The sequence below is a fragment of the Marinomonas arctica genome (assembly GCF_003259225.1).
Classification (GTDB): domain Bacteria; phylum Pseudomonadota; class Gammaproteobacteria; order Pseudomonadales; family Marinomonadaceae; genus Marinomonas; species Marinomonas arctica.
The window spans coordinates 1-15,693 of record NZ_QHJF01000035.1 but is presented as its reverse complement, the minus strand read 5'-3'; the positions used below and the strand labels follow the sequence as shown (position 1 = coordinate 15,693).

Sequence of the window (15,693 nt, the reverse complement as noted above, 5' to 3'; positions counted from 1 at the left end):
TAGCTCATTATTGGGCGTAACGCTTACGCCATTCCGTTTCTAATGCGCCTACCCAGCTACTGTGCGGCTCTGGTAAGGTTTGCCCCAATTCTTCAATGCTGAGTGTGGCGATACCACGAGGTATCGCATTAAACTGAGCTTGCTCGGCGGGTGACAATTTGGCATAAGATAAAACACTTAAATCGCCCCAAATGGTTGGCGTTTGCTTTTTGATTTGTGCTTCTGGCGACAACAAAAAGTTGGCAACTACTTGTGCGCCTGCTGTTGCGCTGCTGTTATAGGGAATGGCAAGGAAATGTGTGTTACCAATGGTGCCATTTGTGAAAACATAAGAACGTACCGTATCTGGCAAGTTTCCTTGATCGATTTGAACGGAAGCCGCAGAAATATCAAAGCTTAAGGCCACGTCAATTTCTTGGTCATCAAGTAAACGCATCATTTCTTCCGCACTGGATGGGAATGTTTGTCCATCGCGCCATGCGACCTTATGCAGTTTGTCTAAGTAAGCCCACAAAGGCGCCGTTACGGTATCGAAATTCACACTGTCTGCAGGTTGTGAAAGCGCTTGGCGATACGCGGTTAATTCGTACAGCGCCTGTTTTAAAAAAGTCGAACCGAGGAACTGTGGTGGCTCAGGGTAAGTTATTCGTCCTGGGTGCGCTTTAGCAAAATTGAGCAGTTCGGCCATGGATTTAGGGGGGCTGCTTAACGTCGCGGTGTCATACATAAAGATAACCTGTGCCATTCCCCATGGGGATTCCATGCCATCCACCGGTGTGCCAAAATCTTGAGTTAGGCTCTGACGAGAATTTTCGTCCACATAAGTCACGTAGTTAGGCAGCGACTGGCTGAACGGGCCAAATAGAAGATTATTGTCTTTCATGGCGCGGAAGTTTTCGCCATTGAGCCAGATCAGATCGATTGAACCATTGCTGTCCTTGCCTGCGGCTTTTTCGGCCAATACTCGGTTTACGGCGTCGGAAGTGTCTGTCAATTTCACTTGTTTTAGCGTGACGTCGTATTCTTCTTTAATACGGTCTGCCGCCCATTGAATATAATCGTTAATGTTATCGGCACCGCCCCACGCATTGAAATACACGGTTTGGCCTTTGGCTTGATCCAAGGTGTCTTGCCATAGATAACTGGTTTCGGCTTGCGCGGTTAGACTGGTCAGCGCGAGCGAGGCCATAATGGAGGCCGCGATTAACGATTTTTTCATTCCTTTCTCCTGAGGTTCTTTCGTTGTTGTCATCTTTACGAGTTGTTAGACGTAAATAGAGTGTTGTTTATTACAGCTTTTATTTAAGGAATTGGTTTTTATTAAAAATGGGTTTTAGCGTACCATGTTGCAGGCTCAATTTGGGCGAATGTTTCACGGCTTTTTTACGAGGTGTTATGTCTTATCAAATTTACTCTCATATATTACCGAGCGCGACACCGGGTACCCAGCGAATTTTAAAAGCCCATCATTTTGGTGAAACCGGCGCGCGCCCTAAAGTCTATTTTCAAGCGGGTTTGCACGCTGATGAATGGCCCGGTTTTTTGGTACTGAATACCTTGCTAAGAAAGCTGAAAGCAGCCGACGATAAGGGACTGATTCAGGGGGAAATTATCATTGTCCCCGTGGCGAACCCGATTGGCTTGGCGCAAAATTTTCATGGTTATATTCCAGGGCGCTTTGCGTTCTCTGATGGTGGCGGCAATTTTAATCGTAACTGGCCGCAGTTGGGGGCAAAAGTCGAAAAGCGCATCAAAGGCGACGTGACTGGTGATATTGAACGTAACATTGACCTGGTTCGCCAAGCGATTCATGAAGAATTGGCCTTGTTGCCAGAGACCACCGAGTTGCAAGGCATGAAGAAAAATTTGCTGGCCTTGTCGATGGGTGCGGATGAAATTATTGATTTACACTGCTCCGGTGAAGCCAGCATGCACGCCTACGTGGCGCAAGAGTTTGAAAGTCACTTTAAGCCGCTGTTGGCGTTATTGGGTGCAAAAGTGGGCTTGTCTGAACTGGAAACAGGGGCCGCTTCGTTTGATGAAACCAATGTCAGCGTATGGCGAGATTTAAAGGCCCACTATGCGCATTTGATTCCTTGGGGAAGTCGTTCTTTAACGGTAGAATTGCGTGGTGAAAATGACATTTCTAATGCGTTTGCCGAACAAGATGCGCAAGCCTTATTTGATTATCTTGTGTTGCGAGACGTAATCGCTGGCAAAGCGCCATCGATTGATGACAGCGACGTCGAATATTACCCGCTGGACGCCATGGACTTAGTCAAAGCGCCCTGTGCAGGTATTGTGTGTTACCACAAGGCGATTGGCGAAGAAGTGGAAGCAGGCGAGGTGATTGGTGAAGTGGTCAATCTAATGGACGATGACGTGGAAACGTCGAGCTATCCTTTAATAGCGCGTACAAATGGCGTATTTTTCGCTCGCGTGCAGCGTCGCTTAGTGGTGTGTGGTGAATCGATTGCAAAAATCGCTGGCAAAGAACACCTCGCCTTTCGTGAAATTGGTAAACTCTTTGAAGATTAAAATAGGTTCGATGTTCGTCATCCATTTCCCCATTGTACAAGACTAGGCAAGATTATTTTGACACAGGTTCAGCCCAATACAGAGGTGATTACCTCGTTAACCGATGAGCAAACGCTTGTTGTAAATCATGATCTCGCCACACCCGCGAAAGTGATTGCCGTCGCGGGTGCGGGCAAAACCACGACTTTAATTTCTCGCATTGAGCATTTGTTGGCTCAGGGTGTGGAACCGTCTCATATCGGCGTGTTTATGTTCAACAAAAGCGCGCAGGAAGAGTTTTCTGAGCGTTTAAGTAAGCGACTCATGGCAGCTGGGCATTTCCGCTCTCCCAGTGTGATGACTTTTCATGCGTTTGGCATGAAATTTTGTCGTCGCTTGGAACAGCAAGGTTGGCTGGCTTCTGCAAAGCTTGTTATCGACGATTTCAGCTTAGTGAAAATGTTACGTGAGGCCCTGCAGCGTCTGATTCGCAATGGCGAAAAAATTGCCATTTTAGATGAAAAAGATTGGTTAGAAGACGTGCTGTTATTTGTCGATCAAGTGAAAGCGTCACATCAACCCGCGCAGATTGTGTTTGAAGCCTTAGGTTGGTCAAACGAACGTAAGTTTTTCCCCGCGCTCTACAACGAGTTAGAAAAGCTGCGTAAGCGTAATAACATACGTTTTTTTGCCGATTTGCTCAGTGATCCCTATGAGCTAACCAGCGAATTAGGAGAGCCTGAGCGAGTGAGAGTTCGTGGCTTGGTGCCGGATTTTCGCTACTTATTAATTGACGAGTTTCAAGACATCAACCCTTGCCAATATGAGCTACTAAAATTGCTTTATCCTATGCCTTGTCAATGGATGATTGTGGGCGATGTACAGCAATGTATTTACGAATGGCGTGGCGCTAGTCCAGAGATTATGGCGAGCCAGTTTGATCGGGATTTTGGCAATGTGGCGACCTATCCATTGAGCACCAGTTTTCGTTTTGGTCATGCGGTCGGTTTAATGGCGTCGAGCGTGATCAGTGAAAATGATCCAGACGCCTTGGTGATTGGTGCTGGTGCGCGTACGCGCGTGTCTTTTGCCCGCGCACCGAAAACGGGCAAGGCGTTACTGGGTGAGCTAAAAGCGTGGGTCGATGAAGGACGGGCATTGAGCGATACCGCGGTATTGGTGCGTTTATATAGCGACATGGTGCCAGTACAGTTGGCTCTGATGCACAAAGGCGTGCCGTATCAATTACACGGTGACTCACCACTGTTGGAAAATCGCCAGATTCGTATGCTGATGGCGTATCTTGCCGTTATTGCAGGTGGTTTGGAAAGTCCAAGCACGTTTTTTCACCCCGATGATATTGAGTACCTATTAACGGTGCCAAGTCTTGGTGGCGCCATGGCGCAACGCAAAACCTTGATCCAACAAGCCAAGCAATCACCGCAATTGTTGCCACAAATTATTGAATCGGTGGCGGATGCAACGGACGGTTGGCGTGCGAAAAAACTCTATGAGCGTGCTGACTGGTTGCGCAGTTTAAGCATTTATCGTACTGATCCAGCGCAAGGCTTGGCGCACACTTTGGAGAAGTTGGGCATTTATCGCTACTTTGAAAGTACCAGTAGCAAAGACATTCAGACCCAAGAAAAGATAGCCACTTGCGATGCCTTTATGGCCTATGTGCGCGGGGTGGGTGGCGATGCCAAATCGATTTTAGAGCAGCTTGCTACGTTGAACGAAAAACAAACCGATGACAGTCACGGTGTGCACTTGATGACGATTCATAAGTCAAAAGGTTTGGAGTTTGATCAGGTGTTACTGTCCGGCTTACAAGAAGGGCGCTTTCCTTACTATGATGAAGATTTGAGCGCCATAGATAAGCAAGCTGCCAGTGATTTGGCGTCTGAGCGTCGTCTCTTTTACGTGGCCATCACGCGCGCCAAACAGAAGCTTGTTTTGCTAGAAACGCCCAGTGCCGACGAGCATAAACGCATGAAGCAGGGCGACATTCCCCGCGTGGCATTAAAAAATTTATCCTTATCGCGTTTTGTATTCGAGGCCCAGCCCTATGCTGTGAGTCGGATTTGTGAGGCGTGGTATGAAGATAAGACTGGCACGCAAATTGATACAGAAAAAGGTTCGGTGTTTCAGCGTTATTTAAACGCGGTTGATCCTTCCCCATCGCTGACTTTTCGTCATCGGATTGAAGGCCAAAATCTCTTACAACCCGGCGACAAGGTCCGCCATGACCAATTTGGTCAGGGCGTTGTCGTAAGACAAGAGCGAGACGCCAAGCAAATGATTTTTGTGGATTTTGGCGAAATGGGTTTAAAACGCTTTAATCCCAAGCACACACAACTTATTAAACTGTCTTCCAGAGCCTAAGGAACACTGAATGTCCATTCCATTGATTGATTTATCCAAGCTGACCCACGAGAGTGAATCTGTTCGTCAAACTGAAATAAACGCCCTAGACAAAGCGTGTCGAGAAATTGGTTTCTTTTATCTGATCAATACAGGCATTCCGACAGAATTGATGTCGGCGCTAATGCGTGAAGCCAAGCGATTTTTTAATCAGCCACAGGAGGTTAAAAATCGCATCGATATTAAAAACAGCATTAACCATCGCGGTTATGGCAATATCGGTGAAGAGCAACTGGACGAAATTGGTCATGCCGACTGGAAAGAAACCTTTGATATGGCATTGGATTTTCCTAAGGAGCATCCTTTGGTGGCAAAATACCCCACCATGTATGGGCCAAATCAAAATCCAAGCGACCCGACAACCGTTGAAGTATTACAAGAATACTATGTACAAGCGTTCCAAGTGGCACAAACGTTACTAACGGCCATGGCACAAGCGTTGTCGTTGGACGATGATTTCTTCACTCGTTGTTTTAAAGACCATGTTACCGTTTTACGAATGATTCATTATCCACCACGTCCAGCCAGCGACCATGACAATGGCGCAGGAGCTCACACAGACTACGGTTGCGTAACTTTACTGCTGCAAGATCAGGTTGGTGGCTTGCAGGTGAAAAACCGCAAGGGAGAGTGGGTAGATGCCACGCCTATCGCCGATGCGCTGGTGGTGAATATTGGCGATTTGATGCAACGTTGGACCAATGATGAATACGTTTCGACAGCTCACCGCGTGCGCGCGTCTTTGCCAGATGCGCATCGTTACTCCTTCCCATTTTTTGTGGAGCCAGATTACGAAACCGTGGTTGCGTGTGTGCCGAGTTGCGCCACCACCGAAAGCCCTGCGAAATACGCTGCTATTTTGAGCGGAGACTGGATTCAGTCACGCTTTGATGCGACTTACGCTTATCGAGAAAAAGAGAGTGCGTAAGCTCTCAGCAAACAGGCGTTTAATAAAACTGCGGTCCTGGCCTAAAAAAATACCTATACGATGAAAAATGACCGCTAGGCGGTCATTTTTAGTAATTCGGCTAACGGTTGGATTTGGTAGTGTCGCCCTTTGATTTTGGCAATGTGTCCCGCTGGGACTTGTGTCCAACTGTCACTGGAATGATCTAATGGTTCTGAGCCAATCACAATGTGATGGGAGAATTCTTTGCAGTAAAGGCTGGGGGCACGATCATCGCTGGAAAAGCGCACTGCAATGATTTCTTCACCATCAGAAAAAACCGACGTAAAGCGTAAAGGGTCGGTGATTTTTTTGTCTTTCATGATGTCGAGAATTTGTTTTAAAGTCATTGTAATGGCTTGCTCAGGATGAGTTTGCAATCCATTAGCGATCATGAGCAAAAAGATCAGTTCAGAGTCTGTGGCGCCTTGGCGTTCGTTGTATAAATACTCAGGAATGAGCCGATCCAATTGCCAACGCAAAGATTCATAACCGCCAATTTGACCATTGTGCATAAAAAGCCAGTTTTTATAACTAAAAGGGTGGCAGTTTGAACGGCTGGTTTCTGTGCCTGTGGAGGCGCGAACATGAGCGAAAAACAAGCCGCTTTTGATGTGCTTTGCCAAGCTTTTTAAATTGCTGTCACTCCAAGCAGGTAAGACTTCATGGTAGAGGCCCGGTTCTTCTCGTTCATCGTACCAGCCCAACCCAAAACCATCGGCGTTTACGGTAACCTCCGACTTTCTGGCGCTTAGACTTTGATGAATTAAAGAATGCTCTTGTTTAAAAAGCAACGACTCAAGATAAACAGGTTCACCTTGATACGCCATCCAACGACACATGATTTTCTCCTAGGAATGAAAGCAAAAGGAAGCAACGAGTTGCTTCCTTCATGGTAATCTAATCTTCTCTTTTCCAGTAGATCTAGACTTTGAAATAGCTGATTTTCGCGGACAATTGTGTTGCCAATGTTGCCAATTGATCCGCAGAGTTACTAATAGCATGAATGGATTTGGTAGTGCGTGATGCAATGTCGTTGATATTGGCAACATTGCGACTGACTTCTGCTGTCACCGATGCTTGCTCTTCAGCGGTGGCTGAAATGCGATCATTCATATCACGGATCTTAGACACAGATTGGTTAATGTTTCTGAGAGATTCTTCTTCATGCTTCACTTGGTTTACCGCATCGGTAGAGCGCTGGTGGCTAGACGTCATGGCTTTTACCGCCGAGGCTGTTCCTGTTTGTAAGAGGCTGATCATTTTTTCAATCTCTTGTGTGGCATTCTGAGTGTTCTGGGCTAAATGACGCACTTCATCGGCCACGACAGCAAAGCCTCGACCTTGCTCACCGGCACGGGCCGCTTCAATGGCCGCATTAAGCGCAAGTAGGTTCGTTTGCTCTGCAATGCCAAGAATCACGTTAAGGATATTGCTGATTTCTTTGGTGTTGGTTTGCAGTTCATTAATGGTGCTTGCCGACGTGGATATTTCAGCCGCCAACTCTTGGATGCTTTGAATGGTTTTCGTAACGATGACCGTACCCTCGTTAGCGGCGGTTTCAGCGGTATGAGCCGCTTGACTGGCGTCATTAGTGGATTCGGAAACATGCACAGCAGTGGCTTGTATTTCTTGTACGGCTTGTGAAATAAAGTTGGTTTCTTCCTGCTGACGATCCACCATTTCGGAGGACTCATCCGTGATGCGGTTTAAGTCATTTGCCGCCGTGGTCAGCATGGAACTTGATTCTGCGACATCATGTAAAATACTGCGCAACTGAACCACCAGTTTATCCATAGCGATTTCTAATAGGCCAATTTCGTCAGTGCGTTTGCTGGTGAATTTAGGTTCAACCAACTCGCCAGAGGCGATTTCTTCTGCGCGACGTACAGCTCGAATCAAGGGTCTACAAATACCGTTCACTATGATAATACTGATGAGAATACCCGCCACAATTAACACCGCTGCTAAGACGCCACTGGCATAAATCGTTTGGTCTAATTTGCGGTTTTGGTTTTCAGCAACGAGGGTATTGTATTCATTAATAGACGTGATGATTTCTTCCATTTGTTGATTGACTGCGATTAGGCTGTCGTCGGCGGCACGACGAGACTTACCGGCTTTCATGGTATTAAGTTTCACCCACCAGCTGTAGGTTTCCGTGCTGGCTTCAAGAAACACCGCTTGCTGTTCTTCTAAGGCGGATATTTGCGCTAACAGGTTATTTAAACCGTCATTTACTGGCATGGTGGCAAGAATGCCTTTTACGTTTTCGATGCTCGACAAAAGCTCATTGGTATACGTTTTGAATTTCTCTTCTGATTCGGCAATTTGCTCCGTACCATAACCGCCAATGGATTTAGCAATGGACACTTGGAAAAAACCACGCTCAAACTCTACTGATTGTTGCAGTAGTAATTGGCGGCTTTTTTCTAGGTTTCTCATCAGCTCCAAGCTTTGCGAAGAAAGGTCTTGTAGTTTTGCTGAAACGGATTTGCTTGATAAGGCTGAGCTGACGCTAATGCCAACGATGACCAATGAGAAGAGGGCGATGAGAGCGAGTATTTTAGTGCGTACAGACAGGTTTAGCATACTTAATCCAATGAGTTAATCGTGTTGGTCGGTATCTCTTGTCCAGCAATACTTATGCCAATCAAGTTGCAATATTGTGCGTGTTTTGCGCCGTTTCGCGAAAAAAATGGCAAACTGTCTACAGGATTTGAGAATATTTGATAAAGCGTGTTGCATTACTAATCTGTTCTAATCACGACATTATATGAAATGTGCAAAAAAAACTACATCGCACTAAGATAACGCAAAGTTAAGTAGGAAGCATAGTGATATTTTATCATTATGCCCCATTGTTGTGCGTCTCTTGTTTTTAACAAAGAGGGGCTGAGTCGATAACCACATTTTTGCCATCGACAGTGAAGAAAAAGCAGTCACGACGGTTGGTGTGGCAAGCTGGACCTTGTTGATCCACTTTGACCAAAATAGCATCACCGTCGCAGTCAAAGGACATAGAAACCAGTGTCTGGCGATGACCCGAGCTTTCGCCTTTGCGCCAGTAGGTTTGGCGAGAACGAGACCAATAACACACTTGGCCTGTTTCCAAGGTTTCTCGAATGGACTTCTCATTCATGTAGGCCAACATGAGCACTTCGCCCGTATCATGTTGCTGTGCAATGGCCGCGATCAAGCCATGCTCGTCTGTTTTTAAATTGGCTAACACTGTATCTAAAGAGAGTGTTTCGCCTTTGGCGAGATGTTCGTAGTCTTTTAAACTCATACCGTTACCTATTCTAATGAAGGCGATTGATGTCATGCTCACATCTGGGGCGTACTGGCTAAGCGGGTACCTGATGCTCTGAAATAGCGCCTTTGCCGATGCCTTCGAAGCCGTAAGCCTCAATGTGCGTTCCTGGGTTTTCCTTCGCGAGCACATCGGCAATATGTGCTGAAAGCGACTCCACCGTAGTGTCACAATCGAGCATGTAAACTTGATTGCTGTCGATTTTTAGCTCAAACAATCCCTGCTGACTGGTGTAACGGAAACAGTGATAATTCACGCCGTTTTCTGTGATCTCTCTGTCTAAGTCTTCTTGGGTGCCTAGGTAGATATCTTCCCAACGCTTGGCCCAATCGTGTTCCATGGCGGCGTTACGTGCGCCATCGGCGTAAATCTCAACAGTAGAGCGATGCCCGTGAGCAATACGCTGACAATTGCCAGCGTGCTTTTTCAAGCCATGGCTATATTGGTACTGCGCGCCAGTGATGTGCTCTGGGGTAAAACGCACGCTAACCGCTTCTAACTCAGCAGGAAGTAGATTCAATATTTGTGCTTCAACCCACTTGGCAACGGCGTCTGGTGTGACTTCTGTCATTGGCAAGACGCAAATGGCTTGAGTTGGCGCGTCACACTGAAACACACGTTTGTCGTCAGCGGCTTCTTTACTGTGATCAAAGAGAAAAGCAACACGATCATTCGCTAATGGCGTGAGCATAGAACCATCATGCTCGGCAGGAATCGCCAACATATGATCAATATTGTCATCCAGCCATTTCTTGATTTGTTTTTTCACGATACTGAAATCACAAATCATGCTCTCATCGTTTAACTTACCCGTCAGCACAATGTCTGTCTGCCAGCTTTCGCCCAACAAACCACGCTTGGCATCAAAATAGGAAAAATCCACGTGGGTTAGGTTTTTAACAAATAGCTTCAACTCGCTACTCCTATGATTCTTAATGGCGCGTATCTTACCGTAAATAGAAGCCGCGTTATAGCTCGATGCTAAAAAGCAACAGAGTAGAGAAGGTGTAAGGAAGGGCGACAATAGGCGCCAATCGATAAGTATATGAAAATACATAAGAAAGGCGGTTGATATTTCGAATTGGCTGCGTATAATTGCGCCCCAAGGTCAACAAGCCTCCTTTATGGTGTCTCTGCTGGTCCCCTCGCAACGATAAACCGTTAATCTGGTCAGGTCCGGAAGGAAGCAGCCACAGCGGTGGACTTGTGTGCCGAGGTGCGGCTGGTAGAGATGCCACCTTAATCTCCCCAATATTGATTGAACCATAAGTTGACAAATTTGCAGTTTACTGTGACAAATTTGCACTTTACCTTGACATAGCCTACTTTTAAGTTGTTATTTTGTTACAACTTACAGGATTGAGCTATGTACAATCGTAACCTTCGTAAGCCAAGCCCCAATAAAAATATCTTTAAGTTTGCTAGCAAAAAAAATCATCACATTATTTTGTGTGAAAGTGCATTAGAATTTGACGCGTGCTTTCATTTAGAGTTTTCCCCATCAATAGTTACGTTTGAATCTCAGCCTACCGGCATTGAATACCAAATGAACAATAAAGTTCATCGTTACACGCCAGACTTTAAAGTTGTTAAGATAAGTGGCGAAATTGAATACATCGAAGTCAAACCTGCTAAAATCATTAACTCTATAGAGTTTCGAGAAGAGTTTATTTTGAAGCGTAATGCTTATAATAATTTAGGTTATAAGCTGCTATTGATTTCTGAAAAGCAAATACGCCATTCAGTACTTCTTGCCAACCTCAAAATTCTTCACCGCTATACTGGTTCAATGCTCACAGATATACATGACTCAGCGTTAAAATATATTAAGTCAAATAATATGGTGTCTATTAGTCAGCTTTCACTCAATTTGGGATTAGCGACTGGTGATTGTATTGCTGCATGTGCATTTTTAATCTCCAATGGTTTAGTTAAAGCAGATTTAGAAACAGAACCTCTATCTAAGTATTCCACGTTAATCGAGGTTTAAGATATGTTTGCTGATGAGTTTGATGAGCAACCAGATTCTTTATTTGAATCTCCTGATAGTTCTCAAAAAGTTAAATCTTTATATTTATCATCAGATTTAGATTCTTTTCCTGAAAAAATTAGGCAAGAGGCTATAAGTAAGTATAAAATCATTAGTTTTGTACGTCAGAATCTGAATCGAGGTTGGACACAATACAATCTTGAGCCTCTCATAGAAAAATATTGTGCTGATCACCCTGAACTATCTCAACCAAATTGGCGTACAGTAGTTCGGTGGAACAAAAGCCTTGAAAATAATGATACCCCCACTTCTTTGGTACCAAAGCACCATAAAAAAGGAAATTTAAGACTCAAGACAGATAGTGCAAGTGAGGTTTTTTTTGAAGAGGCTCTTGAAAGTTTTTTTAAAGCAGAATGTCCTAATGTTGCAATAGCCTTTAATTCCTATAGTGATAAATGTCTACTAAGTGCTTCTAATGTTAAGCCAATGTCTAAGCGAGCATTTTATAATAGAATTGATAAGCTAAGTTCTTATGATGTAGTTTTAAGGCGTTTTGGTAAGCGTAAAGCTGATATGAAGTTTGGTCATAAAGCCTCTATTATCAAGCCAGAGCGCTTAATGCAGCTTGTTGAAATTGATCATACCCCCCTTGATATTATTTTATTGGATGATGTAAATGGTACTCCAATAGGTAGGCCATATTTGACTCTTCTTAAGGATGTCTATAGCGGTTGTTTAATCGGCTACCACCTAACATTTAAATCTCCAAGTTATGCATCGGTAGCTAAAGCGCTCAGTCATTCCATTCTCCCAAAAGACCGTTCGAAAGAGTTATGGGGAATAGACTGGCCTTGTCATGGAAAAATGGAGGTGCTAGTTGCTGATAACGGAGCTGAGCTATGGGCATCATCATTAGATCAAGTGTGTCTAGAGCTCGGTATTAACCTTCAATACAACAAAGTAGGCACACCGTGGCATAAACCTCATATTGAGCGATCCTTCAGAACTATAAATGATTTATTTTTAAATGATTTATCTGGTAAAACTTTTCGCAGTATTGATGAGAGAGGCGAGTATAACTCGATAAAAAATGCATCGATAAGATTTCATAATTTTGTACATGCCTTTGAAAAATGGCTGGCAGAAGTTTATAACCGTTCAACAGATAGTCGAGGAATGAATAACCCATTATTGAAGTGGAATGAAGGTTTTAAAAAATTTCCACCTGCATCTCTTTCTAAGCAAGAGATTAAAGATTTACCAAAAATTATAGGTTTAAAAAAAACTAGTAGGCTTCAGCCATCTGGAATAACATTTAAAGGCCTTCGTTATGATTCAACAGAATTAGCAGATTATCGTAAGAGAAAACTATATGGTGATGAAAATAGAGATGAAATGTATAAAATTGATATCGATGACCTTAGTCAAATCTATGTCTTTTTAACAGATACTCAGGAATACTTGACTGTCCCATGCACTGAAAAAAATTACACAGAAAATCTTAGCTTGGATCAGCATTTGGTAAATAGAGCATTCACCAAAACAAAGAATAAGCTCAATGGTACCTCAGATAAAGATCTAGCTGCTTCGAGAAAGGAGATACGAGAAATTCTTGCCGGGCATGAAGATAAGGTTAAGTCATCAACTAAAACATCAACCAGTAAAAAAGTAGCTCAGCATAAAGGAATCAATAGCGAGACAGTCAGGAATGCAGGTAATGCTGATAAAGTATCACCTAACCATGAGGCTAAAGCGCCAGACTCTAGTGACGATATTTCTGAGTTAGAGGCCTTATGGCAGTCGTTTAATAAGGACTGACTCCCTTGAGCCTTACCGATGCAAATAAGTCCAAGATTCGAGAGTTTAAAGACTCTTTTTGTCTTTATGCCCCCGTTCGTGAAGTGTTAGCTGATCTTGAGTCGCTTTATCAAAGTGCCGAGATTGGTGGGGATCAGCTTTCAATGCTTCTATGTGGTGATACTGGAACAGGGAAATCTGCTCTCATTCGTTACTTCAGCGAAACAAAAAATCAAAATCAATCTGAAAGCCTTCCCATTTTGCTATCGCGTGTACCAAGTAAACTGACTGTCGAAGATACAACGAGACAGCTTTTATGTGACCTAGGAGTATTTGGTGCAAGCACCCACAGACATAAAAATACCCAAAGTGATGCTCATCTTACTGGCAGACTGCTTGACGCTTTAAGAGTTAAGAATACAAAGTTGATTATAATCAATGAGTTCCAAGAGCTGATTGAGTTTAAGGGGGCTCGTGATCGTCAAGCCATTGGTAACCGTTTAAAACTTATAAGTGAAGAGGCTGGTGTACCGATAGTTCTGGCTGGAATGCCTTGGATTGATGAAATACTTAATGACTCTCAGTGGGCCTCTCGACTTGCAACCAGAAGGCACACGTTGAACTATTTGAGCTTGTCAAAACGGCCAAAAGAATACAATGAGCTTCTAAAGCTGTTAGAACAATCAATCCCATGTGAAGTTGAAAATAGCCTAACAGAATTTGAAATTAGCCTTTCACTTTTTGCGGCATCATGTGGTGAGATCCGTCAGCTCAAAGCACTGCTGACGGAGGCAATTAAACTATGCCTTATTAGTAGTAAGCCTCTTACCAAGCAATCTCTGAGTGATTCATTTAAAAACCTTTATCCTGGCAATGAAAACCCTTTTGATCTGCCAAAAGAAAAAATCAAAATCCGTGAAGTTGAAATGCACTCCCAGTACATTCGTGGAGATAGCTCTCATCGCGCTTCAATAGAGCCTAGAAGGCTTTCCGAAGTGATGACATTGACCCAGATTTTATCCAAGAAATAGCTACGCTGATTAAAAAGCGGTCTAAATTAGCCCAAACACTTCATTTTCTAAGGATTCCTTAATATACTTTTGGTCTCTATGCTAAGAAAATCTTAGATTACGTTTTTAAGTAGCTAGGATTATGCAAAGCCCATTACCTCAAAGACTAAAGAGTGCTCGCAAGTTGGCCAAGCTCACACAGGAAAAACTCAGTAATAAACTAGGGTTTGATGATCGATCCCATGGGACTGCAAGAATCAGTCAATATGAGACCGGAAAGCATGCCCCAGATTTTGCTATGGCGAAGAAAATGGCTGATGCGCTGGGAGTACCGGTGGCTTATTTATATTGTGACGATGAGAAACTAGCAGAACTACTTTTGGTTGCTTCTAAACTGTCTGAGCAACAGCTTGATGAACTAGTGAAAAGCCTTTCCTAACGATTTGTAAACAGAGAAATTCGGCCCCATATATACCATTAAAGAATTAATATAGAAGAGCATTATTGATATGGAATTTAGAGTTGTTAGTCGTGATGCAAGACTAAGTGGCAATCACCAAAACCTAACGTTTCTTATTATTGATCGATGGAATGATTTTTCTTTTGTTACTCAATTTCAAATGACTGTATTTGATCATCGTGGAGAACGGCATGACATTGGTTATGTGAAAATTGGTTTCGTCGGACAAACGACAGAAGTTACAACTCATGAGAAATTAGAGGAGACCTTTTCGGAGTTAGATAGTTCTTTCTTTTCTCTAGGTAACTCCATAAATTTCTATAAAAACATTGCTGACCTTGGTGATGTAGGTCGTGAATTATTGGAAAAATTAAACGACTTAGCTTGTAACCCTTCTTTAATCGAAAGTATTCGAGAAGAAGAGGTCTTTGCTGTGTCACTTCTACGTGATACTAGTTTGTCGGTTATAAAAGGACAGTACCATCGGGTTCTTAATGGTGGAAAAGAGCTAACAAACTATCAATTTTCATATGTTAGAGAGGGTTCAGAATCTTATAGCGATATAGAACTAGAGTTCGATGTTACCGTTGAATCAAAGCCTAGTACAAATATACATGCCATCATCGGTCGTAATGGCGTTGGAAAAACGACATTGTTAAACGATATGATCAAAGTTGTAACTCGTTCCCCTGACTCTAATGGAGCATTTGTAGATCGCTCAGGGGCTAGGGATAGAGAGATAGATGAAGAGTACTTTAGCAGTCTGATATCTGTATCTTTTAGTGCTTTTGATCCCTTTACGCCACCAGAAGATCAACCAGACCCTTCTAAAGGAACATGCTATTACTATATAGGCCTTAAGGATGTAGCTAAAGAAGGCTTCCATCATGATATTAGCGCATTAAATGAGGATTGCTGCCGAGCATTAAGATCATGTTTTAACGATGATGCTAAAGATAAACTTTGGTCTAATGCTATAGAATGTCTTGGTTATGATGAAAACTTTTCTTCGGCAAATTTAATGGATTTAAGGGGGCGCTTTAATGAAACAAAACAAAGTTTACGTGATAAACAATATGATTCTGCTGAGTTCGAAGAGCGGTTTTTAGAAGTAATAACTCCAACTTTAGATAGCTTGAGTTGTAAGCGTCACTAAATCAGCCTCTAGCTTTCGTGCTTAGTCCCTTCCACACTGTGCTTCGTCCCTATCAATGACGGAGCTATCAACATGAGTAC

At 43.5% G+C, this 15,693-nt stretch carries 13 protein-coding genes and 1 other RNA gene; 9 read left to right on the top strand and 5 right to left on the bottom strand.

Features of this window, described 5'->3' with window-relative positions:
• Window positions 1-7: 7 nt before the first annotated feature.
• Window positions 8-1,219, bottom strand: a complete 1,212-nt coding sequence (locus DK187_RS18460; RefSeq protein WP_111608799.1) for an ABC transporter substrate-binding protein — start codon at window positions 1,217-1,219, stop codon at window positions 8-10.
• Between the two features lie 176 nt (window positions 1,220-1,395).
• Between DK187_RS18460 and DK187_RS18455 the strand changes: the two genes are divergently transcribed.
• Genes DK187_RS18455 through DK187_RS18445 form a run of 3 tightly spaced genes read left to right on the top strand, consistent with a single transcriptional unit; the run spans window position 1,396 to window position 5,869 of the window.
• The gene (locus tag DK187_RS18455) at window positions 1,396-2,538 is read left to right on the top strand and encodes a succinylglutamate desuccinylase/aspartoacylase family protein (protein WP_111608798.1); all 1,143 of its coding nucleotides are present in this window, start codon (window positions 1,396-1,398) and stop codon (window positions 2,536-2,538) included.
• A 57-nt stretch (window positions 2,539-2,595) separates the two neighbouring features.
• Window positions 2,596-4,902: an ATP-dependent helicase gene (locus tag DK187_RS18450; RefSeq protein ID WP_223232189.1), complete on the top strand. Its 2,307-nt coding sequence runs from the start codon at window positions 2,596-2,598 to the stop codon at window positions 4,900-4,902.
• A gap of 10 nt (window positions 4,903-4,912) precedes the next feature.
• On the top strand, window positions 4,913-5,869 hold the full coding sequence (locus DK187_RS18445) for an isopenicillin N synthase family dioxygenase (protein WP_111608797.1): 957 nt from the start codon (window positions 4,913-4,915) through the stop codon (window positions 5,867-5,869).
• 74 nt (window positions 5,870-5,943) lie between these two features.
• Here DK187_RS18445 and DK187_RS18440 read toward each other — a convergent pair whose 3' ends face one another.
• From DK187_RS18440 to DK187_RS18425, 4 genes are all read right to left on the bottom strand, one after another.
• Window positions 5,944-6,729, bottom strand: a complete 786-nt coding sequence (locus tag DK187_RS18440) for a class II glutamine amidotransferase (RefSeq protein ID WP_111608796.1) — start codon at window positions 6,727-6,729, stop codon at window positions 5,944-5,946.
• An 82-nt stretch (window positions 6,730-6,811) separates the two neighbouring features.
• Window positions 6,812-8,479 (bottom strand): methyl-accepting chemotaxis protein, encoded by a 1,668-nt coding sequence (locus tag DK187_RS18435; protein WP_111608795.1) that lies wholly within the window; start codon window positions 8,477-8,479, stop codon window positions 6,812-6,814.
• A 289-nt stretch (window positions 8,480-8,768) separates the two neighbouring features.
• Entirely contained in the window at window positions 8,769-9,176 is a 408-nt protein-coding gene (gene hisI, locus DK187_RS18430; protein WP_111608794.1) for a phosphoribosyl-AMP cyclohydrolase, read from the bottom strand.
• Between the two features lie 58 nt (window positions 9,177-9,234).
• On the bottom strand, window positions 9,235-10,113 hold the full coding sequence (locus tag DK187_RS18425; RefSeq protein ID WP_111608793.1) for a 6-carboxytetrahydropterin synthase: 879 nt from the start codon (window positions 10,111-10,113) through the stop codon (window positions 9,235-9,237).
• 221 nt (window positions 10,114-10,334) lie between these two features.
• Between DK187_RS18425 and ffs the strand changes: the two genes are divergently transcribed.
• The 6 genes from ffs to DK187_RS18395 all read left to right on the top strand — a co-directional run bounded on the left by ffs (window position 10,335) and on the right by DK187_RS18395 (window position 15,613).
• Window positions 10,335-10,431: signal recognition particle sRNA small type (gene ffs / locus DK187_RS18420), an RNA gene on the top strand.
• A 135-nt stretch (window positions 10,432-10,566) separates the two neighbouring features.
• Window positions 10,567-11,190, top strand: coding sequence for a TnsA endonuclease N-terminal domain-containing protein (locus DK187_RS18415; protein WP_111608792.1), 624 nt, complete (start codon window positions 10,567-10,569; stop codon window positions 11,188-11,190).
• Between the two features lie 3 nt (window positions 11,191-11,193).
• Window positions 11,194-13,008, top strand: coding sequence for a Mu transposase C-terminal domain-containing protein (locus DK187_RS18410; protein ID WP_111608791.1), 1,815 nt, complete (start codon window positions 11,194-11,196; stop codon window positions 13,006-13,008).
• A gap of 5 nt (window positions 13,009-13,013) precedes the next feature.
• Entirely contained in the window at window positions 13,014-14,018 is a 1,005-nt protein-coding gene (locus DK187_RS18405) for a TniB family NTP-binding protein (RefSeq protein WP_162623556.1), read from the top strand.
• A gap of 121 nt (window positions 14,019-14,139) precedes the next feature.
• Entirely contained in the window at window positions 14,140-14,436 is a 297-nt protein-coding gene (locus DK187_RS18400) for a helix-turn-helix domain-containing protein (RefSeq protein WP_111608789.1), read from the top strand.
• 70 nt (window positions 14,437-14,506) lie between these two features.
• On the top strand, window positions 14,507-15,613 hold the full coding sequence (locus tag DK187_RS18395; RefSeq protein WP_111608788.1) for a P-loop NTPase family protein: 1,107 nt from the start codon (window positions 14,507-14,509) through the stop codon (window positions 15,611-15,613).
• Window positions 15,614-15,693 lie beyond the last annotated feature (80 nt).